The following is a 24,663-nucleotide window of genomic DNA, read 5'->3' on the forward strand; positions in this document are numbered from 1 at the left end:
GACACGGGCCAAGGGCTATGGGCTGGTTGATAACATCGATGTGTATCTGCGGATCGGCGACGTTCCAATCGGGCAGGAGGGGCCTTCCCAATTCAGGCCAGGCTCTCGATTTCCTCGTCGGAGAGGTTCTGCGGCACCACGGTAACCGGGATGGGGAAGGCGGCGCCCCGGCCGGCCACCGCACTCACCAGTGGCCCCGGACCTTCCTTGCCGGCGCCGGCCGCCAGCACCAGGATGGCGATATCCTGGTCTTCCTCGATGAGCTTGTGGATTTCCTCGGTCGGCTTGCCTTCGCGCACCACCAGTTCCGGCTCGATGCCGACCTTCTGGCGCACCTTGCTGGCATAGGTGTCGAGCGCCGCGCGCGCGGTCGCGTTGGCTTCCTCGCGCATGATCTTCTCAACCCCCAGCCAATGCTGGAAATCGTCCGGCTCGATCACATAGAGCAGGACCAGCACGCCGCTGGTGCTCTGTGCGCGCGTCGATGCGTAGGCGACCGCGCGCTCGCATTCCGGCGTATCGTCGATGATCGCCAGGAATTTGCGGCGATGTCCGGCTTCACGGCTGAGGCGTTTGGAAACCATGTCTGTCCGCTAGGTATCAATTCGGCCGCAATCTGCCACCGCCAGGGACCGGCGGCAAGCCGCCGGCCGGTATGGCGATCCCAGTCAACCAGCGAGGACCGATCAGTCCTGCAACAGGCCGATGATGTCGCGCACCGTCTTCATCGTGCCTTCGGCGATCGCGCGGGCGCGCTCGCCGCCGTCCTTGAGCACGGCGTCGACATAGGCGCGGTCGCCCTCGATGCGGCGCATCTCCGAGGCGATCGGCGCGAGCTTTTCGACTGCAAGGTCGGCCAGCGCCGGCTTGAACACGGAAAACTGCTGGCCGCCATATTCCTTCAGCACGTCGGCTTTGGAAATTTCGGCGAGGCCGGCATAGATGCCGACCAGGTTTTCGGCTTCCGGCCGGCTTTCCAGCCCGCCGACTTCACTCGGCAAGGCCTCCGGATCGGTCTTGGCCTTGCGGATCTTCTTCGAGATTGTGTCGGCATCGTCGGTGAGGTTGATGCGCGACAGGTCCGACGGGTCCGACTTCGACATCTTCTTCGAGCCGTCGCGCAGGCTCATGATGCGCGCCGCAGGACCGCCGATCACCGGTTCGGTGATCGGGAAGTAGCCATTGACCGTCTCTTCGCCGACCTGCATCTCGACGCCGACGCCAAGCGCCGCGATCTTCTCCGAGAAGTCGTTGTTGAATTTTTGCGCGATGTCGCGGGTCAATTCCAGATGCTGCTTCTGGTCCTCGCCCACCGGCACGTGGGTGGCGCGGTAGAGCAGGATGTCGGCCGCCATCAGGCTTGGATAGGCGAGCAGGCCGAGCGAGGCGTTCTCGCGATCCTTGCCGGCTTTGTCCTTGAACTGCGTCATCCGGTACATCCACCCGATGCGCGCCACGCAGTTGAAGATCCAGGCCAACTCGGCGTGCTGGATGACTCGCGACTGGTTGAAGACGATGTGCTTCTTGGGGTCGATGCCCGATGCCAGGAAGGCCGCGGTGATCGAGCGCGTCTGGTCGCCAAGGTCCTGGTGCACGAGCTGCGCCGTCAGCGAATGCAGGTCGACGACGCAATAGATGCAGTCGGACTGTTCCTGGAGGGCGACGAATTTCTTGATGGCGCCGAGATAGTTGCCGAGATGCAAATTGCCGGTCGGCTGGACGCCCGAGAAGACGAGGGGCTTGAAGGCGGACATGATTTCCTCATGGCTTGTGGAGGGCCGTATACGCATGATTCCAAAAAGTTGCAGACTTTTTGGAGCCAATCATGCGGCTGGAAACCGCGCGCGGCGAAAGTCTTGCGACGGCGGGCTTATGGACGAAGGCGAATGCGGGATCAAGACCGGTGTTGCTGAAAGCCAGCTCGAGTTATTCGTCCAAGCCGGTGTTCGATTTCCGCGGCGCAGATTTCGCCGAGCCGCGCTTCACATTCCGACGGATCATGCCGAAATCGGCCCCGCCGGTGCCGAAAGCGGTGATGAAGTAGAGCGCAGCCCCTCCGCCGACGAGCGCGAACAGGGTCGTCGCCTTCACCACCAGCGGCGAGCCGGGCCCGAGCCGCGCGGCGAAATAGTGCTCGGCGAAATAGAGCGCGACCGCCATCACAACAGCCGACAGCACCAGCCGGGGAATGCGCTTCAAGAGCGGTATGTCACGACCCCAGTGGCCGCGCTTTATCAACATGCCAAGCAGCAAAGCCGCGTTGACCCAGCCGGCGACGGCCGAGGCGACAGCGATGCCCGGCGCGCCCATCGAAGGAAACAAGCTCAGCGCGGTGGCGACGTTCACGCCGACGGAGATGGCGGCGAAGATCATCGGCGTGCGCGTGTCCTCGCGCGCGAAATAGCCGGGCGTGAAGGCCTTGATCAGCACGAAGGCCGGCAGGCCGAGGCCGAAGATCGCCAGGATCGAGGCGACGATCGGCGTCGAATGGTTGGCGGCGAAGGCGCCGCGCTCATAGACCAGCCGCACGATCGGCTCCGACATCACCCAAAGCGCCGCGGCCGCCGGCAAGGTCATGAACAGCGTGAACTCGACCGAGCGGTTCTGCAGATTGGCCGCCTCGATCAGATTGCCCGATTTCAAAGCCCGCGACAGCTCCGGCAGCAGCACGATCGCTACCGCAACGCCGACGACGCCGAGCGGCAGCTGGTAGATGCGATCGGCATAGGCGAGCGATGACACGGCGCTGTTCTGCCCGGAGGCAATCGCCGTGCCGATCAGCTGGTTGATTTGGGTGATGCCGCCGGTAATAGCGGCCGGCAGCGCCAGGATCAGGAGCCGCTTGACGTTCGGCGTCATCTTGGGTCGGCGGAAGCCGATCGAGATGCCGGCATGGCGCACCGCTACCCAGACGATGGCGAGCTGCACGATGCCCGCCGCCAGCACGCCCCAGGATAGGCCGAAGCCGACATCATGCGCGTCGAGCCCATGATACCAGGCATAGGCGAGCACGCTGATCAGGATGATGTTGAGGAAAGCGGGGGCGATGGCCGCGGCGAAATAGCGGCGCAGCGAGTTCAGCATGCCGGCCATCATGGCGCCGAGCGACATGCAGATCAGATAGGGAAACATGATCGTCGCCAGCCGGACGGTCGTCTCGAACTTGCCCGGAATGTCGGCAAAGCCCGGCGCCACCAGGTAGCGGACGATCAGCGGCATCGCCAGTTCCATGGCGATGGTGAGCGTCAGAAGCGCCGAGAACAGCACGCCGAACACTTCCTCCGAGAAGCGCTTTGCGCCGTCGGTGCCGTGCGTTTCGATCTCCTTGGCGAACAGCGGCACGAAGGCGGCGTTGAAGGCGCCTTCGGCGAACAGCCGGCGGAAGGTGTTGGGAAACTGGAAGGCGGCGTTGAAGGCGTCGGCGACCGGTCCGGTGCCGAGGGCCGCCGCCATCAGCATCTCGCGGCCGAAACCCAGCGCGCGGCTCATCAGCGTGCCGGAGGCGACGGTGGCGAATTTTTTGACAAGGCTCATGCGGAGGATGACTGCCTGCGGAATTGCGTCAAATGGATGGTGATGATCACTCGGCGGCCGCCGCCTTGGCCTTGCCGTTGCGTTCGGGCGCGTTGCCTTCGAGTGTGTCGATCAGCCGCTTGTGGATCGTGGCCGTGCGCGTCGGGCTGTCGATCTTCTGGCCGGTAAGGTCGGTGACATAGAAGGTGTCGATGACCTTTTCGCCGAAAGTGGTAATGTGGGCCGAGGCGATATCGAGCGAAAGGTCCGACAGCGCGCCGGTGACCTCTGAGAGCAGGCCGGGCCGGTCCAGCCCCTCGATTTCGATCACGGAAAAACGGTTCGACAGCGTGTTGCGGATCTCGGCGCGCGGCGGAATGCGGAAGGCCTTGGCGCCGCGCTTCGGCTTGGCCCGCTTCTCGATCATCTCGGGCAGCCAGCTCTTGCCGGACAGCACGTCCTCGATCAGCTTGCCGACGCGTTCGGCCCGCCGCCGCTCGTCCTCGTCGCGATCGAATTCTCTGGAGATCAAAATGGTGTCCAGCGCCCGCCCGTCAGAGGTGGTGAAGATCTGCGCATCGACGATGTTGCCGCCGGCCGCGGCACAGGCGCCGGCGATCACCGACAGCAGGCGCGGATGGTCCGGCGCCAGCACGGTGATCTCGGTTACCGCTTCGAACTCATGCGTCTTCACCATGGTGGCGAGCTTCCTGCCGGCCACATCCGCCTCGCGGACGAATTCGGCGTGGCGCAACTGGTCGGGCAGGTCGACGGTCAGCAGATAGTTTTCGTAGTGCTGGGCGACATAGCGCTTGCGCTCCTTCGCCGGCCATGCGGAAAGCGCCTCGGCCAGCCGCTCGCGCGCGGCGGAGGTGCGTTCGGCCCGCGACACTTCGGAGAAGCCCCCGGTCAAGAGCAGCTCGGTCTCGAAATAGAGCGTGCGCAGCAATTGTCCCTTCCAGCCGTTCCACACGCCGGGCCCAACGCCCCGAATGTCGCAGACGGTCAGGATCAGAAGCAGCTTCAGCCGCTCCACCGATTGCACGATCGAGGCAAAATCCTCGATCGTCTTGCGGTCGTTGAGGTCGCGCGTCTGCGCCGTCATCGACATCACGAGATGGTTTTCGACCAGCCAGGCTACGGTCTCGGTGTCGGCGGCCGACAGCCCCATATGCGGGCAGATGCGCCGCGCGATCCTGGCGCCGGCCTCCGAATGGTCCTCCGGCCGGCCCTTGGCGATGTCGTGCAAGAGCACCGCGACATAGAGCGCCTCGCGGCTCTTCTTCAGCCCCGGCATCAGCGAGTGCGACAGCGGATGCACCTTGGCACCGTCGCCGCGCTCGATCTCGGCCAGCACGCCAATGCAGCGGATGAGATGCTCGTCCACCGTATAATGGTGGTACATCGAGAACTGCATCATGGCGACGATCTTGCCGAAGTCGGGGATCAGCTTGCCGAGCAGTCCGGCCTCGTTCATGCGCCTGAGATTGAGCTCGGCATTGCGGTCCGAGGTCAGGATATCGAGGAACAACCGGTTGGCCTCCTCGTCGCGCCTGAGCGACTTGTTGGCCAGGCCGAGCGACCGGGTAAGCAGCTTCAGCGCGTCGGGGTGGAACTCCAGCCCGTGCTTGTCGGCGAACCAGAACAGCCGGAGCAGGTTGACCGGATCGCGTTCGAACACGCTGTCGTCGGCAATGTTGATGCGGTGGTTGTCGACAATGAAGTCGGACGTGCCGGCAAGCTTGCGCTTGCGCCGCGAGAAGGTGAGGAAGATGCGGTTGAAGCCGGGCACATGCTTGGCCTGCTCTTCCTCAAGCGCGGCGCAGAAGATGCGGGTGAGATCCCCGACATCCTTGGCGACGAGGAAGTAGTGCTTCATGAAGCGCTCGACCGCCGATAGCCCGGGATGCGTCGTGTAGCCCAGCCGCTCGGCGATCTCGCGCTGGATGTCGAAATGCAGCCGCTCTTCCGCCTTGCCGGTGAGGAAATGCATATGGCAGCGCACCGCCCACAGGAAGTCCTCGGCCTTCTGGAATTCGCGATACTCGGCTTCGGTGAAGACGCCTTTCTCGACCAGTTCCTGGCCGGTACGCACGCGATAGAAGTATTTGCCGATCCAGAACAGCGTCTGCAGATCGCGCAGACCGCCCTTGCCGTCCTTGACATTGGGCTCGACGAGATAGCGGCTCTCGCCCGCCTTGGCGTGGCGCTCGTCGCGTTCGGCGAGCTTGGCCTGCACATATTCGGGTCCGGTGGTGCGCACCACTTCGTGGTCGAAGCGGGTAAGCAGTTCGTCATAGAGCTTGCGTTCGCCCCACAGGAAGCGCGCTTCCAGGATCGAGGTGCGGATGGTGATGTCGGTGCGCGAGAGCCTCAGACACTCTTCGATGTTGCGGGTGGCGTGGCCGACCTTCAGCCCCATGTCCCACAGCATGTAGAGCATGTATTCGACGATCTGCTCGCCCCACGGCGTCTGCTTGTAAGGGAGCAGGAACAACAGGTCGATGTCGGAGCCCGGCGCCAGCGTGCCGCGGCCGTAGCCGCCGACCGCGACCACCGCCATGCGCTCGGCGGCGGATCGGTTCTTGACCTGGTAGACGTGGGTGGCCGCGAAGTCGTAAAGCGCCCGGATCAGCTCGTCCATCAGATGCGACAGCCGCTCGGCGCAGGCATGGCCGCCGCCATCCTGCTTCAGCATCGCCTCGGCGATCGTTCGCCCTTCCGCGAGCTTGCCCTTGAGCAGTTGGAGAACCGCTGTGCGGGCAGCCTTGCCGGAGCCGTCGCCTGCGCTCGGCGCCGTCAGCGCAGTCATGTCGCGGCGCAAAGCGTCGCCATCGATGATTTCGTCGAGTTTGAGGGAGATCTTGGGCATTCGGCGGCGTCTATAGCGCGTTTTCTTCGCGCTGTGTATGGGGCGTGCGACAGGCCGAATTCCATCACGCGGAAGGTGCGTTCGACGCTCAGCCGATCAACTTTATAGACTAAAAAATCGAAACTGACCCTTGACCTTCCAGTTACTGGAAGGACTACCTCCGCCTCAGTCCGAGAGTTCCGAGGCATTTGCTGATGACCCATTCCGACCATAACCATCATCATGCGCACGGCGCATCCTGCTGTTCGGGGAAGAATGCTCGGCCTGCGACCGAAGCGGTGATTCGCGACCCCGTCTGCGGCATGGCGGTCGATCCGGCGGCCGGCAAGCCGGCGGCCGAGCATGGCGGCAGGACCTTTCATTTCTGCAGCGAGCGCTGCCGCACGAAGTTCCAGGCCGAGCCGGACAAATATCTGACGGCCACCGATCCCGTCTGCGGCATGAATGTCGACCGCGCGAGCGCCAGGCATTTTGTCCGACACGAGGGGCAGGGTTTCTATTTCTGTTCGGCCGGATGCAAGGACGAGTTCGAAGCCGAGCCGGCAAAGTACCTTGCCGGCCGGCCTGCGCCGCAGCCGATGCCTAAGGGCACGCAATACACCTGTCCGATGCATCCCGAGATCATCCGCGACAGGCCCGGCTCCTGCCCGATCTGCGGCATGGCGCTGGAGCCGATGGGCGTGCCCTCCGGCGACGAAGGCCCGAATCCGGAGCTTGTCGATTTCACCCGCCGCTTCCGGGTCAGCGCCGTGCTTTCGCTGCCGCTTCTCATCATCGCAATGGCGCCGATGCTCGGCGTCAGCTTCGAAAGCTTCGTCGACGGCCGCACGAAGACATGGGCAGAGCTGGCGCTGGCGAGCCCGGTGGTGCTGTGGGCGGCGTTTCCGTTCTTCCATCGTGGCTGGGAATCGCTGCTCAACCGCAGTCCCAATATGTGGACGCTGATTTCGCTCGGCGTCGGCGCTGCCTATCTCTTCAGCCTTGTCGCTACGCTGTTCCCGGATGTCTTCCCGCACCAATTTCGCGGCCATGACGGCAGCGTGCCGGTTTATTTCGAGGCGGCCGCGGTCATCGTCGCGCTGGTTTTCCTCGGCCAGGTGCTGGAACTCAGAGCCCGCGAGCGCACGGGCTCGGCCATTCGCGCCTTGCTCGACCTTGCCCCAGAGACGGCGCGCCTGATCGGCGCCGACGGGACCGAAAAGGACGTGCCGCTCGACAGCGTCAAGACCGGGGACAGGCTCCGTATCCGTCCCGGTGATGCCGTGCCGGTCGACGGCATCGTGCTCGAGGGGCGCTCGGCCATCGAGGAATCGATGATCACCGGCGAGCCGCTGCCGGTCGAGAAGTCGGAGGGCGATTCGCTCACCGGCGGCACGCTCAACAAGAACGGCTCCCTCATCATGCGTGCCGAAAAGGTCGGCGCCGAGACCACGCTTTCGCGCATCGTCGAAATGGTCGCCAAGGCGCAGCGCTCGCGCGCGCCGATCCAGGGGCTGGCAGATCGAGTTTCCTTTTACTTCGTGCCGGCTGTCGTGCTGGTGGCGATCATCGCCTTCATTGTATGGTCGCTCTTCGGCCCCGAGCCCAGCCTGGCCTTCGCCATCGTGTCGGCGGTGTCGGTGCTGATCATCGCCTGTCCCTGCGCGCTCGGCTTGGCCACGCCGATGTCGATCATGACCGCGACCGGCCGCGGCGCGCATGCCGGCGTGCTGATCAAGGAAGCGGCGGCGTTGGAGCGCTTCGCCTCCGTCGACACACTGATCGTCGACAAGACCGGCACCTTGACCGAGGGCCGGCCGCGGCTGACCGATGTCGTCGCCGCCGAAGGCATTGCGGAGAATGAATTGCTGGCGCTCGCCGCGACGCTCGAAAAGGGCTCGGAACACCCGCTCGCCGAGGCGATCGTCGAAGGTGCCGCCGAACGCGGCGCCAAGCTTGCAGGTGCCGAGGACTTCGAGGCGATAACCGGCAAGGGCGTTGCCGGCATCGTGTCCGGCAGGAAGGTTGCGCTCGGCAATGCGGCGATGATGGCCGACCTCGGCGTCGACACCGCGCCCGTTTCCGCCAGCGCGGAGGCGCTGCAGGCCGAAGGCAAGACGGCGATGTTCGTTGCCGTCGGCGGCAAGCTTGCCGGCCTGGTTGCCGTCGCCGATCCGGTCAAGGCAACCACGGCCGAGGCGATCAAGGCGCTGCACGACAAGGGCTTGAGGATCATCATGGCGACCGGCGACAACGAGCGCACGGCAAAAGCGATCGCCGGCAGGCTCGGCATCGACGAGGTCCGCGCCGGGCTGCTGCCGGATCGGAAGGCGGCACTTGTCGACGAACTGCGCGCCAGGGGCGCCGGCATCGCCATGGCCGGCGACGGCATCAACGATGCGCCGGCGCTTGCCGGAGCCGATGTCGGCATCGCCATGGGCACCGGCGCGGACGTCGCGGTCGAAAGCGCCGGCATCACGCTGGTCAAGGGCGATCTCAACGGCATCGTCAGAGCCCGCACACTGGCCCAGGCGACGATCCGCAACATTCGCCAGAACCTGTTCTTCGCCTTCCTCTACAACGTGCTCGGCGTGCCGGTCGCCGCCGGAGTGCTCTACCCACTCACCGGTATGCTTCTGTCGCCGATGATCGCGGCGGCGGCGATGAGCCTGTCGTCGGTCTCGGTGATCGGCAACGCGCTGCGGCTGAGAACGTTGAAACTCTGAGCGACGCCCCCAAATACGACATTCCATTCAACAGGAGATATTGGATGACCTTGGCCAAGAAGATTGTGCTGCTGCTGATGGCGGCGGGAATGCTGATCGCGGTGTTCCTCGAAAGCGTGCCCGCGCAATCGGACGAAATGAAGCACGACATGTCCGGGATGGCCATGGGCGCGGACAGCCCAGCAACCGCTGGCTACAAGGCGGCCATGGTCAAGATGCACAAGGACATGATGCTCAACTACACCGGCAATGCCGATGTCGACTTCGTCCGCGGCATGATCCCCCATCACCAGGGAGCCATCGACATGGCCAAGGTGGTGATCGCCAACGGCAAGGACCCGGAAATCCGCAAGCTCGCCGAGAACGTCGTCAAGGCGCAGGAAGCCGAGATCAAAAAAATGCAGGATTGGCTTGCCAAGCATCCGGTGAACTAGTTCCCCGCGCCGGAAATCCGGACGAAGGCGAGGACTTCGGCCTGGATTTTCGGCCATGCTTGTGCTGCGATCCAGCCTCACGCGGAGCGGGCCATGTCTTCTAAAATCAGAACCACTTTCCTGCCGTCAGGCGAAGCCGTTCCGGTGCTGGGTCAAGGCACGTGGAAGATGGGTGAGGACGGCCGGCGCCGCGCCGACGAGGCCGCGGCGCTAAGGCTTGGGCTGGATCTCGGCATCACGCTTATCGATACGGCGGAAATGTATGCCGGCGGCGGCGCCGAGGAGGTGGTGGCGGAAGCCATCGCCGGGCGCCGCGACGAGACTTTTCTGGTTTCCAAGGTGCTGCCGTCCAACGCCTCGCGCGCCGGCGTCAAGCGGGCCTGCGAGAACAGTCTGAAACGGCTCGCCACCGACCGCATCGACCTCTATCTGCTGCACTGGCCGGGCAGCGTGCCGCTGTCGGAAACGATCGAAGCCTTCGAGGCCTTGAAGGCGGCCGGCAAGATCCGCCATTGGGGCGTCAGCAATTTCGATACCGACGAGATGGAGGAACTGGTCGGCCTACCCTCCGGCGCCAACGTCCAGACCAACCAAGTCCTCTACAACCTCTCTCGGCGCGGTCCGGAATTCGACCTCGCGCCCTGGAGCCTTGAGCGCGGCATCCCGCTGATGGCCTATTCGCCGGTCGAGCAGGGCGCGCTGGCGCGCAACGCCAGGCTCGATGCCGTTGCCGCCCGCCACAACGCCACGGCGGCGCAGGTCGCGCTCGCCTGGGTAATGGCGCAAAAAGGCGTCGTTGCCATCCCGAAGGCCAGCCGGCAGGAGCATGTCCGCCAAAATGCTGCGGCGCTCGACATCGTCCTAACAGCGGAAGACCTTGCCGAACTTGACCGCGCCTTCCCGCCGCCGACGCGCAAGCGCGGGCTGGAGATGATCTAGGCGCGCTCGCAATGACGCTGGAAAACCTTATTTCGCCGCCAGCCCCTTCAGCCTGTAGAGCGCCTCCAGCGCCTCCCTTGGCGTCATCTCGTCCGGATTGATCGCGCCCAGTGCTTCGCCCAGGACATCGTTCTTCGCCGGCTTCGGCGCTTCGCGCTTCACCGCCACCGAAAACAGCGGCAGATCGTCGACCAGCCGGTTGGTCTTGCCGGAAACTTCGCCTTCCTCGAGCTGGTGCAGCACTTCCTTGGCGCGCGCCACCACCGCTTCCGGCAGTCCGGCGAGCCGAGCTACCTGCACGCCGTAGGAACGGTCGGCGGCACCCTTGCCGACCTCGTGCAGGAAGACGACGTCGCCTTCCCATTCCTTGACCCGCATGGTGACGTTGGAGAGCCGCGAAAGCTTGCCGGCCAGCGCCGTCATCTCGTGGAAATGCGTGGCGAAGATCGCACGACAACGGTTTTTTTCATGCAGATATTCGACCGCCGCCCAGGCGATCGACAGACCGTCGAAGGTCGCGGTGCCGCGGCCGATCTCGTCAAGGATGACCAGCGCCCGCTCCCCGGCCTGGTTCAGGATCGCCGCGGTCTCGACCATCTCGACCATGAAGGTCGAGCGGCCGCGCGCCAGATCGTCCGAGGCGCCGACGCGCGAGAACAGCCGGTCGACGACGCCGATATGGGCGCTTTCGGCCGGCACGAAGGAGCCGGTCTGGGCAAGGATGGCGATCAGCGCGTTCTGCCTCAGGAAGGTCGACTTGCCGCCCATGTTGGGCCCGGTGAGCAGCCAGATGGCGCCGGCCTTTGCTCCGTTTTCAGGCGAAAGATTGCAGTCATTGGCGACGAACGGGCCTTCGCCTGACCGCCTGAGCGCCTGTTCGACTACCGGGTGGCGGCCGCCGGCAATCTCGAAGGCGAGGCTGGAATCCACGACCGGCCGGCACCAGCCCTCGCTCTCGGACAGTAGCGCCAAGGCCGACGACACGTCGAGGACTGCAAGTGCCTCGGCGCCGGCGCGGATGCTGTCGGCCTCGCTCACCACTTCCGCCGTCAGCCGATCGAAGGTGGCAAGCTCGATGCTCAGCGCCTTATCGGCGGCATTGGCGATCTTCGATTCCAGCTCCGCCAGTTCCGTCGTGGTGAAGCGCATGGCGTTGGCCATGGTCTGGCGATGAATGAAGCGCGCCTTCGCAACGTCGCTGCCGGTCATGATCGAATGATGGTTGGCCGTCACCTCGATGTAGTAGCCGAGCACATTGTTGTGCCGGATCTTCAGCGAGCGGATGCCGGTCTCCTCGATCAACGAGCGCTCCAGCCCGGCGATCACCTTTCGCGACTCATCGCGCAGCGCCCGCATCTCGTCGAGTTCGGCATTGTAGCCTGACCGCACGAAGCCGCCGTCGCGCCTGATGAGCGGCAATTCGTCGTCGAGCGCCTCGCCGAGATGGCGGGCGAGCGCCTCGGGCAAGCCATGGATCGCCGAGAGCGCCGCGGCGAGTTCGGCGGGGAGCGCCGTCGTCGCAAACAGTGCGGCGATCGCGCCCGCGGCCTCGAAGCCGGCGCTGAGCGCGCCAAGGTCGCGCGGGCCGCCGCGGTGGAGCGCCAGCCTGGAGAGCGCCCTCGGCATGTCGGCGACACTTTTCAGGCTCGTTCGCAATCCCTGGCAAAGCCGAGCTTCGGCGCGAAAGAACGACACCGAATCCAGCCTAGCGGAAATCAATGCCGGGTCGGTCAGCGGCGCCATCAGCCGGTCGGCGAGCAGTCTCGCCCCGCCCCCGGTCACGGTCCGGTCGATCGCCTTGAACAGCGAGCCCTCGCGGCTGCCGGATAGCGTGCGCAGGAGTTCCAGATTGGCGCGCGTCGCCGGGTCGATGAAAAGCGTCGAGCCGTTCTCCTCGCGCTCCGGCCGCGACAGCGGCGGCCGCTCGGCCTTCTGCGTCTTCTCTACATAGGCGATGGCGCCCGAGATCGCCGACAGCTCGGCACGCGAAAAAGTGCCGAAACTGCCCGGGGTCGCCACCTCGAAGAAGCGGGCGATGCGACCCGTGGCCGACGCCGAATCGAACAGCGACGGCGGCTGCGGGTTGGCGACCCGGCCGAGCACGTCGAAGACCGGCCGCAGCTCCGCGTCATGGAACACCGGCTCGGCGACGATCAGCTCGCGCGGATCGACGCGGAAAATGTCGGCAAGCAGCCGTTCGGCCGAGGTTTCAGCCACCCGAAACGCGCCCGTCGAGATGTCGATCCAGGCAAGCGCGAAACTGCCTTGGCTGGCTGCATTGCCGCCCTTCACTCGCCCCAGCGCCATCAGGAAGCTCGACTCCGAGGGTGCAAGCAGCTTGTCCTCGGTGATGGTGCCCGGCGTGACCAGCCGCACCACGTCGCGGCGCACCACCGATTTCGAGCCACGCTTCTTGGCTTCCGCCGGGTCCTCGATCTGCTCGCACACGGCAACGCGGAAGCCTTGCGCGATCAGCTTCTGCAGATAATCGTCCGCCGCATGCACCGGCACGCCGCACATCGGGATGTCGTGGCCCTGGTGCTTGCCGCGCCGCGTGAGCACGATGCCGAGCGCCTGGCTCGCCTTTTCGGCGTCGTCGAAGAACAGCTCGTAGAAATCGCCCATGCGGTAGAACACAAGCGAATCCGGGTTCGCCGCCTTGATCTCGATATACTGCTCCATCATCGGTGTGACGCCGCCCATGGTGGGCGCCGGCGTCGTCGTTTCCTGGGCGTCGGTATCGGTCGGCATGTGCATGTTCATGCCCGAACGCTAGCAGATGTGGCAGGGCGGTTTAATGCCGGAGGCTCGAAAAGCAGGGGAAAGCGCGAGCCATGCTGCCAGCTCGCCGTCAATCGGTCCGCCGCATTGCCGGCCTTCTGCGTTGAAGCAGCTTCGCCCGGCTTGTCGGTTTACAGTCGCCGCGTGTAGCCTTAATCGGTGGGAACCATAAGCAAGCAGCCGTCCCAAGCGGTGCCGCACAGGCGAGGAAATCAAAAGCATCATGGCCAGGAAAACCGAAAGCAGCGGGCCCTCCGTCAGCGCGCAGGAGGCGCTCGAATTCCACGCCATGGGTCGGCCGGGCAAGCTGGAGATCGTCGCCACCAAGCCGATGGCCACGCAACGCGATCTGAGCCTCGCCTATTCTCCGGGCGTCGCCGTTCCTGTGCGCGCAATCGCGGAGGATCCAAGCCGCGCCTTCGACTATACGACGCGCGGCAACATGGTCGCCGTCATCTCCAATGGCACTGCAATCCTCGGTCTTGGCAATCTCGGCGCCCTGGCTTCGAAGCCGGTCATGGAAGGCAAGTCGGTGCTGTTCAAGCGCTTCGCCGATGTCGATTCGATCGACCTCGAAGTGGCGACCGAGGACGCCGACGAGTTCATCAACTGCGTGCGCTTCCTCGGACCTTCCTTCGGCGGCATCAATCTCGAGGACATCAAGGCGCCGGAATGCTTCATCATCGAGCAGCGGCTCCGCGAGCTGATGGACATCCCCGTCTTCCACGACGACCAGCACGGCACCGCCATCATCTCGGCTGCCGGGCTGATCAACGCGCTGGAGATCACCGGCCGAGACATGAAGACCACGAAAATGGTCTGCAACGGCGCGGGCGCAGCGGGCATCGCCTGTATCGAATTGATGAAGGCGATGGGTTTTTCGCCGGAAAATATCATCCTGTGCGATACCAAGGGCGTGGTCTTCCAGGGCCGCACCGAAGGCATGAACCAGTGGAAGTCGGCGCATGCGGTCAAGACCGAGGCGCGCTCGCTCGCCGAGGCGCTGGACGGCTGCGACGTGTTTCTCGGGCTCTCCGCCAAGGGCGCGCTGACCCCCGCCATGGTGCAGTCGATGGCAAAGAACCCGATCATCTTCGCCATGGCCAATCCGGATCCGGAGATCACGCCCGAGGAAGTGGGCGAGATTCGCACCGACGCCATCATGGCCACCGGCCGCTCGGATTACCCGAACCAGGTCAACAATGTGCTGGGTTTCCCTTACATCTTCCGCGGCGCGCTGGATGTTAGGGCGACCACCATCAATGACGAGATGAAGATCGCCGCCGCACGCGCCCTGGCCGAGCTGGCGCGCCAGGACGTGCCCGACGACGTCGCCGCCGCCTATCAGGGCAACCGGCCGAAATTCGGCCCCAACTACATCATCCCGGTGCCCTTCGATCCGCGCCTGATCTCGGCGATCCCGCTTGCCGTGGCCAGGGCCGCGATGGAGTCCGGCGTCGCCCGCAAGCCGATCCTCGATCTCGACCGCTACGCGCATGAGCTCTCCGCCCGCCGCGATCCGATCGCCTCGACCTTGCAGCGCATCTACGACCGCGTCCGCCGCCAGCCCAAGCGCATCGTCTTCGCCGAAGGCGAGGAGGAGCAGGTGATGCGCGCCGCCGTCTCCTATGTGAACCAGAGGCTGGGCACGGCGATCCTGCTCGGCCGCGACGACGTCATCAAGGAGAATGCCCGCAACGCCGGCATCGAACTCAACAAGCAAGGCCTCGAGATCATCAATGCCAGGCTGTCGCGCCGCAATGGGATCTACACCGACTATCTCTACGAACGCATGCAGCGCAAGGGCTACCTGTTCCGCGACTGTCAGCGCCTGATCAACAACGACCGCAACCATTTCGCCGCCTGCATGGTGGCGCTGGGCGACGCCGACGGCATCGTCACCGGCGTGACCCGCAACTATTCCACCGCGCTCGACGACGTGCGCCGCGTCATCGACGCCAAGCCAGGCCACCGCGTGATCGGCGTTTCGATCGTGCTGGCAAGGGGTCGCACCGTGCTGGTTGCCGACACCGCCGTGCACGACATGCCGAATGCCGAGCAGATCGCCGACATCGCCGAGGAGGCGGCCGGCTTTGCCCGCCGCATGGGCTACGAGCCGAGGATTGCCATGCTCGCCTACTCCACCTTCGGTCATCCGCAGGGCGAGCGCTCCGAGCGGGTGCAGGAGGCGGTGCGCATCCTCGACAAGCGCCGCGTCGACTTCGAATATGACGGCGAGATGGCCGCCGACGTGGCGCTGAACCCGCGCGCCATGGCGCAGTACCCGTTCATCAGGCTGACCGGTTCGGCCAATGTGCTGGTCATGCCCGCCTTCCACTCGGCCTCGATCTCGACCAAGATGCTGCAGGAACTCGGCGGCTCGACCGTCATCGGCCCGCTGCTGGTCGGTCTGAACAAGCCGGTGCAGATCGTCTCGCTCAACGCCAAGGACTCAGACATCGTCAACATGGCGGCGATCGCGGCCTATACGGCGGGGAATTGACGGGCGGCCGCCGCGCCCCGCCCTTTGCCGAACTCAAAAGCAAAAAGGCCCGTGGCGATGCCGCGGGCCTTTCTGTTTGGGTCGCAGCTTTCGATCAGAAATTGCGCTGGAAGCGGACGATGCCGCCGACGCTGTCCTTCTTGTCGGCCTTGGTCCAGTTGCCGAACGGAGTGCCGTCGTAGAAGTGGCCGAAGTGGTTCCAGTCGACTTCGGTCGTGATCGTGTAGCCCGGCACGATGGTGCAGGCGACGTTCGCCGCCAAAGCGTAGTTCTTGTCGTCGTCGGCCGAAGCCTGGAGATTGAACGCCGTCTTGTCGTTGAACTTGTAGGTGCCGCCGCCCCAGACGGCCCAATTGCCGCCCCACGGCTTGTAGAAGCCGCGACCGCTGGCATCGATGGCGTTGCCGGCATTGTCATTGAGGTTGTCGTCGGTGCCGTAGCCGCCCATGACGAACAAAGTCAGTTCCTTGCTGACATTGACTTCCAAGCGAACCTTGCCGGCGACTTCCTCGTAATTGCTGTCATAGGCGACGACGCCGGTGATCGCACCCCAGTCGCCCTTGTACTTCAAGCCGCCGACGACGTGAGGAACGTAGCTGTCGATCGTGCCGGTCACGCCGGAGCCCTCTTCGAGCGAGATGACGCCCGAGAAGCCGCCGTCCACATCGAAGTAGTAGCTGACGACGTTGGTGTCCTTGACGCCGTACGGAATGATCGTGTCCTGGATGACATTGCCCGCGTAACCGATGAACTGGTCATAAGGCGTTTCGTCCTTACCGACGCGCAGGCCGCCGAGCTGGATCCAGGCGAAATGCAGGTCGGGCGCCTTGTTGGCAGCGGGGTTGGTGTCAACCTCACCGTTGGAGGTGACCAGGTTCTTGTCACCGAAGTTGAAGCGCGTTTCGGTGTAGGTCTTCAACGTGCCGAGCTCTCGCGCAGCATTTCGATGGGGACGCGGCCATCCAGTTCGGGGCAGGGATGAGCGAGCCAGAACCAGGCCAATCTCGGATTGGTGATGGCCGCCAACACCTCGCTTATGCCGCGGGCCGGCCTGCCGTCGATGAACTGGGCGAGCGGGAAGACATGCTTGCGGCCGCCTTTGCGCAGCGCGACGACCTCAGCGCGCCTTTGCCAGCGGTGCAGCGTCGAGCGAGGTATACGGAACTTCTCTTCCAGATAGGTCGACCCGGCGACCTCGCCGGCCCAGTCTTCGATCAGCATCGACTGCAGCTCGGAGACCCGCTCGGCAAAGGGCCGGGCGATGGGCTTGCCGGCCCCGATCTTCGGATTTTCGTCCCTGCTGCCTGCGTCGCGCGGCTCGGCGCGCGCGATCTTCTCCGCCATCGCGCGAAAGAATTCGGAGGCGAGCCCGGTCCAGCTTCCCTTGAAGGAGGTGATTGCAAGCCGCTGCGCCTGTGGCAGGAAGTGAAGGGCGGCGGCAACGCTGCCGGCAATCGCGTTGGCGGAGGCCAGGGCTTCCGCGTCCAGCAAAACGCCGTGCTGCATCAAAGCTTGTCGCACAGCCTCGGCCACAAGTCCGGCCAAGGCGTCTTGCGAAGTTCCTTCAGGCGGATTCTGAAATCTGGTCATGCATCTGTCTTGCGCGCCGCGCTACTCTCAAGCTGGGGCCGGTCGTTGAACGGCTACAGCGGAAAGCGGCAATCGCAATGGTGACGGACGCAGCGACCGTGAAGGTTGCTGTCTTGCATTTTTGACACCCCGACTGCTGCGGGCGCCCGAAATGTCAGTCGCGGAACGCCCAATGTGCCTGTAGGAGCGATCTATGACAGCGGCGCGACAGCCGGGTTCATTTGGCGCCCGACCGGGATGACGCAGCGGAACTAAAGCAGGCCCGCCTGTTCCGCTTCGCGGCGCAGATTCTGGCGCGGTCGCGGGCCGATCTGCTGGATCACCAGCCCGGCCGCAAGCGAGCCGAGGTCGCCGCAGTCCTGGAGGCTGCGTCCGGTCGTGTATCCATAGAGGAAACCGGCGGCATAGAGGTCGCCCGCGCCGGTCGTGTCGACCAGTTCCTTGATCGTGGTCGCGCGGATAGTGACGGTCTCGTCGCCGCGCACGATCACCGAGCCCTTTTCCGAGCGGGTGACGGCGGCGATCTTGCAATCCTTGCGTATCGCCGCCAGCGCGTCCTCGAAGGAAGCGGTCTGGTAGAGCGACTTGATCTCGTGGCTGTTGGCGAAGACGATGTCGACCGTGCCGGAGCGCATCAGATCGAGGAACTCGTCGCGGTAGCGGTCGACGCAGAAAGAATCCGACAGCGTCATCGACACTTCGCGCCCCGCCGCATGCGCCAGCCTCGCGGTCTGCCGGATCGCTTCCTTGGCGCGCGGCGGATCCCACAGATAACCCTCGAAATAGGTGACCTTGGCGCCGGCCGCCTTGTCGGCCTCGACGTCCTCCGGCCCCAGCTCGACGCAGGCGCCGAGATAGGTGTTCATCGAGCGCTCGCCGTCCGGCGTGACGAAGATCATCGAGCGAGCCGTCGGCGGCTCGCCTTGCAGTGGCTTGGTGTCGAAGGCCACGCCCTGGGCGCGGATATCATGGCTGTAGATGTCGCCGAGCGCATCGTTCGACACCTTGCCGAAAAAGGCGGCGCGGCCGCCGAAGCTCGCCACGCCCGCCGCCGTGTTGCCGGCGCTACCGCCTGAAGCTTCGATAGCCGGTCCCATGCGGCTGTAGAGGAGCTCGGCGCGCCTGGTGTCGATGAGGTTCATCGCGCCCTTGATGATGCCGTTGGTTTCCAGAAAGGCCTCGTCGCATTGCGCGATGATGTCGACAATGGCATTGCCGATGCAAAGCACGTCATATTCCGGCATCAATGTCTCCGCCAACGACTGTCCGGCTTTGTGCCACGCCGGCCGCGCGCGGGTCTAGCGGCTCGCAGCCGCTTTGCCTACCCTGAAAATCGGCACCGGTTTCCGCTTCGCCGACTTCCGGCCGGTTGCTGCGGCAGCCGTCGCGCCGAACTGGACCATATCGTTAGAGGCGACGGCGGCTATGGTTGGAGCGTCATCGAAACATCTAAGCCGCGGTGTGAGCTAGAACGGACCGTCGAAACAGGCTGAAGGCGCGAAATCCCATGTCCGATAAGACCGAGATGACGACCGAGCTGGCGCTGCTTGGCCTGCTGGCGGTGTTGTGGGGTGCCTCCTACACCTTCATCAAGATCGGCGTCGAGACGATCCCGCCGGTGACCTTCATCGCCGGGCGCACGCTGATCGCCGGCGGCATTCTGCTTGGCCTCATCCGCTGGCGCGGCCTTGTCATGCCGCGGGAGGTGGTCATGTGGCGCCGCTTCATGTTCCAGGCCTGCCTCAACAGCGTCATCCCGTTCACGCTGATCGCCGCCGCCGAACGTTCGATCGACGCCGGCCTTGTCACGATCCTCAACGCGACGTCGCCGATCTTCACCTTTCTGCTGACGGCGCTGATCACCCGCCACGAGCCGGTGACATTGCGCAAGCTGGTCGGCGTCGGCGCCGGCATCGCCGGCATTTGCCTCATCGTCGGCACCGAGGCGCTGGGCGGCATCGGCCATCAGCTCTGGGCGCAGCTTGCGGTCGTCGCCGCCACCGTCTGCTATGCCGGCGCCGCCATTTTCGGCCGCAATTTCAGAGGGCTCGACCCGATGGTGCCGGCCGCCGGCTCGATGATCTGCGGCGCCGTGATCCTGATTCCCTTGAGCCTCGTCTTCGACCGGCCCTGGACGTTGACGCCGTCGACGGCGTCGATTCTGGCGCTCTTCGGGCTTTCGGTCTTCTCCACCGCGCTCGCCTTTTCGATCTTCTTCCGGCTCATCCACACGCTGGGCTCTGTCGGCACCACCTCGCAGGCCTATCTGCGCGTGCCGATCGGCGTCGGCATCGGCGCCGTCTTTCTGGGCGAAAGCCTCGGGCCGAGCGCCTGGTTCGGCATGGGCTTCGTCGTCGTTGGCGTCGCGGCCATGACCATCCCGGCCAGACTGGCCAGGCTTGCGCAATAATGCATGTCGCCCAAAAGTGCATGGCGGTTTTGGGAGGACGACATGCATCGAGACAAACCTAAGGCGCGTCGACGCGACGCGCTTAGTTGCGCCGCTTAGCAAGCCCGCCTATCTCGGGATCGTCGCTCCTCTGTAAAGGCTTGGACCTGCCGTGATCCTCGATGCCGCCCGCGCCGCCGCCAGCCGGCTGTTCTCACCTGAATTCCGCTCCGTCTTCCTGAAGACGCTGGGCCTGACGCTGCTCGCCTTGGTGGCGCTGTGGTTCGGCATCGAGAGCCTGCTCGAATGGCTGGCATGGCCGTGGCTGCAGGCATTTGTGCCCGGCCTGCCGTCCTGGGCAGGATGGCTGAGCGGCATCATCGCCGGCATCCTGTTGGCAATGGGCATGGCGCTGCTCGTGGCACCCGTGACGGCGATCGTCGCAGGGTTGTTCCTCGACGATATCGCCGAGGTGGTCGAGCGCACCGACTATCCCGGCGATCCGCCCGGCCGCGCCGTGCCGGTGCTGCAGTCGCTGGCGCTGGCGATAAAATTCTTTGGCGTCGTGATCCTCGGCAACATCGTCGCCCTACTGCTGCTCCTCGTGCCAGGCATCAACCTCGCCGCCTTCTTCATCGTCAATGGATATCTGCTGGGTCGCGAATTCTTCGAGTTCGCAGCCATGCGCTTCCGCCCCGAGGCTGAAGCCAAGGCGCTGCGCCGGAAGTATGCGGGCACGGTATTCCTGGCCGGACTGCTGATCGCGGTCTTCCTTGCCGTGCCGCTGCTCAACCTTTTGACGCCGCTCTTTGCCGCCGCCATGATGGTGCATCTGCACAAGGCGGTTTCGGCGCGGGACCCGGTCCAGCGCAATCTCAGGAAAAGCGCGTAGCGGTTTTTCGTCCGGAAATGCGCAACAAGGGGATAGAGCGGTTCGGTGTTTCCGTGAAACGCTGAACGCTCTAATCCTGCTCCGTACCGCCCCCGCGGAACAGCGCCTGCAGCTTGCCGAACGGCATCGCCGAACGGGTGAAGCCGAAGGTGCCGTCCTGCTGGATTTCCCGCGCAGCGGTTTCCAGCATGCCAAAGGCGAAATTCGTCAGCCATGGCCCGAGCGAGACGCGTTTTACGCCGGCCGCAGCAAGGTCGGCCACGGTGAAGCCGGGTCGCGCCATGACATTGACCGGCTTGCTGACCGCGGAGCAGACCGTCCGCACCGCGTCGATGTCGCTCAGGCCCGGCGCATAAAGCACGTCGGCGCCGGCTTTCTCGAAAGCCTGCAGACGCTTGATCGTGTCGTCGAGATCGGTCTTGCCCCAAAGGAAATTCTCGGCCCGCGCGGTGAACACGAAATCGTGCTTCAGGGCGCGCGCCGCCTCGGCGGCCGCGGCGACGCGTTCGACAGCATGCGAGAACTCGTAGATTGGATACTCTAGATCGCCCGTATGGTCCTCGATCGAGCAGCCGGCAAGGCCCGCGGCTTCCGCCGCGAAGATGGTTTCTGCGGCCTGCTCGGCGCTGTCGCCCTTGCCGCGCTCGAGATCGGCCGAAACCGGCAGGTCGGTTGCCGCCGTCACTTCGCGGCAATGGTGGATCATGGCCTCGAACGTCACCGCGCCGTCGGGCAGGCCGCGCGAGAAGGCGAAGCCGGCGCTGGTCGTGGCCAGCGCCTTGAAGCCGAAGGAAGCCAGAAGCTTGGTCGTGCCGACATCCCAGGGATTGGGCATGACGAAGGTCGAGGCGTGCAGATCGCGAAAAATCTTGCCCTTGTCCATGGCGGGTCCTCAATCATGGGTCGTGGGGGGAATTTATCGCGGTCGCCCCGCTCGGGCAAACGAATGCGCTCGGCTCAGAAGCGTTTCTCGTTCTCTGCTGACAACCGGTTGAGGGCTTCTGAACCCGCCACGTAGCGCGACGCTTTCTTATCCCAATGATAGATGACTGAAATGTCTTTCGAGGACGCCTCGGGCGCCGCATCGTCGCAGCTTTCGCCGCTTGGGATCGTGGCATCGGTCACCGTCACCTTGATCGCTGCATGCGGCCGGCCGTCGGCAATAACCTTAAAAGCGATGTCCTGCTTGCGGCTGTAGGTGCATAGCCTTTCATCGAACGTGTAGATCATGTCGATCAGTTCGAACTTGTCGTTGCGCACCATGATCAGCGGCGTGATCACATAGCCCTGGCTGGAATTGAAATGCGTGCTCATGGTGATGAGGATATCGTCACCGGCGCCGACCGACAGTTTGTTCGGTTCGCGAAAATAGGTGCTGCGATCGACGGCGACATTGACCGCGTCGAGCAGCGCCGGCTTGCCGCCGGTCAGATCGTAGAGCGCCAGCACCGCATAGCCCTCGGCGCTGTCGGGAGAGTCGCCGAGATCGAACAGCATGGTCAGCCGGTCCTTGCCGCCGGCCTTGATGGCAAGCACCGCAGCATTGGGCAGGCTTGACGTTTCAGGCGGCGAGCCACCGCTGTCCGGACCGGCGACGTGGCGCATTTCGATCGGCAAGCCGCCGTGGTAGAAGCCGTCGGCGTTCAACGCCAGATCGGGGATGACCATCCTGGCGAGGTCGAGATAGGTGACGTCCTTGTGGCCCGGGATGGCGCTGGCAAAGTCCGGAAAGCTGACATTCTCCGCGCTCGCCAGAAGCACAAGAGCGAGGGCGAGGCGAAGCAGGGTGAATTTCATGGGGTGGGAGCCGCCGGCTGTTTGACGGCTGCACGCTAGCACGGAAGATTTCGCCGAACAGCCCGGAGCAATTCCAGGAAGAATTTGAAACAGTTTTCCGTCCGGAATTGCGTAAAAACAAGTAGCTGGAGCGGGTCGGCAATTCGACGAAAGCGGAACCGCTCCAATGTCCGATCAAAGGATCGGCACCAGTCCTGCGAGGTCGCGCATGTCGTCGAACAGGACGCCGCCGGCTTCCGCCAGCCCGTCGCGATCCGAGAATGGATCGGCGTGATAGGAAAACACGCGCATGCCGGCGGCAATGCCGGCCTGGGTGCCGGCGACGCTGTCCTCGATGACGATGCAGTCGGCCGGCGGGAAGCCCATCGTCTTTGCCGCATGCAGGAAAAGGTCCGGGAACGGCTTGCCGCGCCCGACCATGGTCGAGGAAAACATAGCGTGCTCGAACAGCGGCAACAAGCCGGTCTGCCCGAGCGTGATATGCATCTTCGAAACCCGCGCCGACGAGGCGACGCAATAGGCAATACCGGCGGCGCGCACCTTTTCGAGGAAATCGCGCACGTGAGGGATCGCCTCGACGCCATGCGCGAATAGATCCGGCAGGCCGGCGTTCCAGCGTTCGACGAAGTCGGCGCCGAGCCGGGCCTCGGTCGCCTCTTCGATCTCTTTCTGCACCGAGGCCATGCTGCGGCCCGAGAAGGTCTTGCGGCAATATTCGAATGTGGTTTGAAAGCCCGCTTCACAAAGCCAGTCGGCGAGGCGCCGATTGGCAAGGTCTCTCGGTGTCGACCAGAACCCCGTCGCAATCGAAGATGACCAGTTTTGGGACGTGCATCTAGGCGGTGCCGGTCGATCCGAAACCGCCGGCGCCGCGCGCCGTGCCGCCGGCGAGCGCCCGTTCTTCGCTGGCCACCTGCGTGACTGCCGCAAACACGATCTGCGCGATCCGCATGCCGCGCGTCACCGCGAAGTCCTCATCGCCAAGATTGACGAGCAGCACTTTCACCTCGCCGCGGTAATCGCTGTCGATGGTGCCGGGCGTGTTGAGCACGGTCAGCCCATGTTTGAAGGCGAGGCCGGAGCGCGGCCGCACCTGGCCTTCCATGCCTTCCGGGATTTCCACGATCAGCCCGGTCGGCACCAGCGCGCGTTTTCCGGGCAGGATAAGCAGCGGCCGGTCTTCCGGCACCGCGGCTCGCAGGTCCATCCCGGCCGCGCCCGCGCTTTCATAGGTCGGCAGCGGCAAGCCCTCGCCATGCGGAAGCCTGACGAAACCGACGGTGGGGCCGATGACGGAGGAAGGATAGACAGCCGTGCGCATGAGCCCATTCCTATCGGCGCGGCTGCCGATTCGGTCAACCCGGCCGCGACGCTATCAACGCCTTTCTTTCAATGCGGTTCCGCGTCAGCGCAACTCCACCGGAACGACGGTCGTCTCCTTGATCTCCTCCATGACGAAGGAAGCGGAGACGTCCGACAGCGGCACCTTGGCGATCAGCCGCTGATAGAGCCTGTCATAGGCTTTCACGTCGGCGACGCGGGCTCTCAGCACATAGTCGAGGTCGCCCGACATGCGGTAGACGCCGGTGATCTCGGCAAAGCCCGTCACCGCCGCCCGGAACTTTTGCAGCCAGTCCGGGTCGTGGTTCGACGTGCGGATCAGGATGAACACCGAAAGCCCGAGTCCAAGCTTGTCGGCATCGACCAGCGCCACGCGCCCAGTAATGACGCCCTCCTCCTCCAGCCGCTTCACGCGCCGCCAGCAGGCGTTGCGGGACAAGGCCACGCGCTCCGACAACTGGTCGACGGAAAGCGTGCCGTCGCGCTGCAGTTCGGCCAGCAATCTCCGATCAGTTTCGTCGATATCATATGCCATTCTTGGGATAAATGTCCCAAAATAGGGCTAGACACAAGGACAATTTGGGATCGATGAACCTTCAACTCGTGGCAGGATACACAATATCGGGGCTCATCCCGGCAGGAGGGATCACCATGACGACGCGGTTTTCGGCGCTCTTTACGTCTCACCCGGCCAAGGTTGGCGAAACCTATTTCGGCCACATGGCCTTCGCCGCCTGGTTCTGCTCCCGCCTGTCGATGGCCGCGGGCGCCGCCCTCGTTCACGCTTTCTTGCCATTTCTGTTCGAGACTACCGCCAGCCGAATCGTCCGTGAGCTCTATGAGCGCACGAATAACAGAGGCTCACACGCGGTGAAGGAGCCTCGGGCTCTGATGGATCGCGCCTGAT

General features: G+C 64.4%; 18 protein-coding genes and 2 pseudogenes. 7 read left to right on the forward strand and 13 right to left on the reverse strand.

Going from position 1 to position 24,663, the window contains the following annotated elements; genetic code table 11:
* Positions 1 to 92: 92 nt before the first annotated feature.
* From P9230_RS23355 to P9230_RS23370, 4 genes are all read right to left on the reverse strand, one after another.
* The gene (locus P9230_RS23355; RefSeq protein WP_067003529.1) at positions 93 to 584 is read right to left on the reverse strand and encodes a universal stress protein; all 492 of its coding nucleotides are present in this window, start codon (positions 582 to 584) and stop codon (positions 93 to 95) included.
* A gap of 102 nt (positions 585 to 686) precedes the next feature.
* Complete coding sequence (gene trpS / locus P9230_RS23360; protein ID WP_095799470.1) at positions 687 to 1,754, reverse strand: tryptophan--tRNA ligase; 1,068 nt, start codon at positions 1,752 to 1,754, stop codon at positions 687 to 689.
* A gap of 172 nt (positions 1,755 to 1,926) precedes the next feature.
* A complete protein-coding gene (gene murJ, locus P9230_RS23365) occupies positions 1,927 to 3,534 on the reverse strand; it encodes a murein biosynthesis integral membrane protein MurJ (RefSeq protein WP_278120869.1) in 1,608 nt (535 codons plus the stop codon).
* Positions 3,535 to 3,580: 46 nt separating this feature from the next.
* Positions 3,581 to 6,385 (reverse strand): [protein-PII] uridylyltransferase, encoded by a 2,805-nt coding sequence (locus tag P9230_RS23370; protein ID WP_127325612.1) that lies wholly within the window; start codon positions 6,383 to 6,385, stop codon positions 3,581 to 3,583.
* A 194-nt stretch (positions 6,386 to 6,579) separates the two neighbouring features.
* Between P9230_RS23370 and P9230_RS23375 the strand changes: the two genes are divergently transcribed.
* From P9230_RS23375 to P9230_RS23385, 3 genes are all read left to right on the forward strand, one after another.
* The gene (locus P9230_RS23375) at positions 6,580 to 9,090 is read left to right on the forward strand and encodes a heavy metal translocating P-type ATPase (protein WP_278120870.1); all 2,511 of its coding nucleotides are present in this window, start codon (positions 6,580 to 6,582) and stop codon (positions 9,088 to 9,090) included.
* Between the two features lie 44 nt (positions 9,091 to 9,134).
* On the forward strand, positions 9,135 to 9,524 hold the full coding sequence (locus P9230_RS23380; RefSeq protein WP_095799243.1) for a DUF305 domain-containing protein: 390 nt from the start codon (positions 9,135 to 9,137) through the stop codon (positions 9,522 to 9,524).
* 93 nt (positions 9,525 to 9,617) lie between these two features.
* On the forward strand, positions 9,618 to 10,463 hold the full coding sequence (locus tag P9230_RS23385) for an aldo/keto reductase (protein ID WP_095799244.1): 846 nt from the start codon (positions 9,618 to 9,620) through the stop codon (positions 10,461 to 10,463).
* Positions 10,464 to 10,490: 27 nt separating this feature from the next.
* Here the strand turns inward: P9230_RS23385 and mutS are convergent, their stop codons facing one another.
* On the reverse strand, positions 10,491 to 13,214 hold the full coding sequence (mutS, locus tag P9230_RS23390) for a DNA mismatch repair protein MutS (RefSeq protein ID WP_278120871.1): 2,724 nt from the start codon (positions 13,212 to 13,214) through the stop codon (positions 10,491 to 10,493).
* 253 nt (positions 13,215 to 13,467) lie between these two features.
* Here mutS and P9230_RS23395 point away from each other — a divergent pair, with 253 nt between their 5' ends.
* A complete protein-coding gene (locus tag P9230_RS23395; protein WP_067324316.1) occupies positions 13,468 to 15,747 on the forward strand; it encodes an NADP-dependent malic enzyme in 2,280 nt (759 codons plus the stop codon).
* 94 nt (positions 15,748 to 15,841) lie between these two features.
* Here P9230_RS23395 and P9230_RS23400 read toward each other — a convergent pair.
* The 3 genes and pseudogenes from P9230_RS23400 to P9230_RS23410 all read right to left on the reverse strand — a co-directional run.
* Positions 15,842 to 16,678: pseudogene (locus P9230_RS23400) on the reverse strand (porin); the annotation flags it as partial.
* Positions 16,663 to 17,253, reverse strand: a complete 591-nt coding sequence (locus P9230_RS23405) for a hypothetical protein (RefSeq protein WP_347404010.1) — start codon at positions 17,251 to 17,253, stop codon at positions 16,663 to 16,665. The pseudogene P9230_RS23400 and the gene P9230_RS23405, both read right to left, overlap by 16 nt.
* A 335-nt stretch (positions 17,254 to 17,588) precedes the next feature.
* Positions 17,589 to 18,581, reverse strand: a complete 993-nt coding sequence (locus P9230_RS23410; protein ID WP_095780199.1) for an adenosine kinase — start codon at positions 18,579 to 18,581, stop codon at positions 17,589 to 17,591.
* 263 nt (positions 18,582 to 18,844) lie between these two features.
* On the opposite strand from P9230_RS23410, the gene P9230_RS23415 reads away from it, so the two are divergent.
* Both P9230_RS23415 and P9230_RS23420 read left to right on the forward strand, forming a co-directional pair.
* Positions 18,845 to 19,747 (forward strand): EamA family transporter, encoded by a 903-nt coding sequence (locus P9230_RS23415; protein ID WP_095799248.1) that lies wholly within the window; start codon positions 18,845 to 18,847, stop codon positions 19,745 to 19,747.
* A 151-nt stretch (positions 19,748 to 19,898) separates the two neighbouring features.
* A complete protein-coding gene (locus P9230_RS23420) occupies positions 19,899 to 20,618 on the forward strand; it encodes a sulfate transporter family protein (protein ID WP_278120873.1) in 720 nt (239 codons plus the stop codon).
* Between the two features lie 70 nt (positions 20,619 to 20,688).
* Here the strand turns inward: P9230_RS23420 and P9230_RS23425 are convergent, their stop codons facing one another.
* The 5 genes and pseudogenes from P9230_RS23425 to P9230_RS23445 all read right to left on the reverse strand — a co-directional run bounded on the left by P9230_RS23425 (position 20,689) and on the right by P9230_RS23445 (position 24,291).
* Positions 20,689 to 21,501: an oxaloacetate decarboxylase gene (locus P9230_RS23425; RefSeq protein WP_127215001.1), complete on the reverse strand. Its 813-nt coding sequence runs from the start codon at positions 21,499 to 21,501 to the stop codon at positions 20,689 to 20,691.
* A gap of 74 nt (positions 21,502 to 21,575) precedes the next feature.
* Positions 21,576 to 22,415: a hypothetical protein gene (locus P9230_RS23430; RefSeq protein ID WP_278120874.1), complete on the reverse strand. Its 840-nt coding sequence runs from the start codon at positions 22,413 to 22,415 to the stop codon at positions 21,576 to 21,578.
* 174 nt (positions 22,416 to 22,589) lie between these two features.
* Positions 22,590 to 23,250, reverse strand: a pseudogene (locus P9230_RS23435) (HAD family phosphatase).
* Positions 23,251 to 23,736, reverse strand: a complete 486-nt coding sequence (gene dut / locus P9230_RS23440; protein WP_067324332.1) for a dUTP diphosphatase — start codon at positions 23,734 to 23,736, stop codon at positions 23,251 to 23,253.
* A gap of 84 nt (positions 23,737 to 23,820) precedes the next feature.
* Positions 23,821 to 24,291 carry an Lrp/AsnC family transcriptional regulator gene (locus tag P9230_RS23445; protein ID WP_067003562.1) on the reverse strand — a complete coding sequence of 157 codons (471 nt, stop codon included), beginning with the start codon at positions 24,289 to 24,291 and terminating at the stop codon, positions 23,821 to 23,823.
* 116 nt (positions 24,292 to 24,407) lie between these two features.
* Here P9230_RS23445 and P9230_RS23450 point away from each other — a divergent pair, with 116 nt between their 5' ends.
* Complete coding sequence (locus P9230_RS23450; protein WP_067324732.1) at positions 24,408 to 24,662, forward strand: DUF6356 family protein; 255 nt, start codon at positions 24,408 to 24,410, stop codon at positions 24,660 to 24,662.
* Position 24,663: the final 1 nt, after the last annotated feature.

The organism is Mesorhizobium sp. WSM4887 (assembly GCF_029625865.1).
GTDB lineage: Bacteria > Pseudomonadota > Alphaproteobacteria > Rhizobiales > Rhizobiaceae > Mesorhizobium.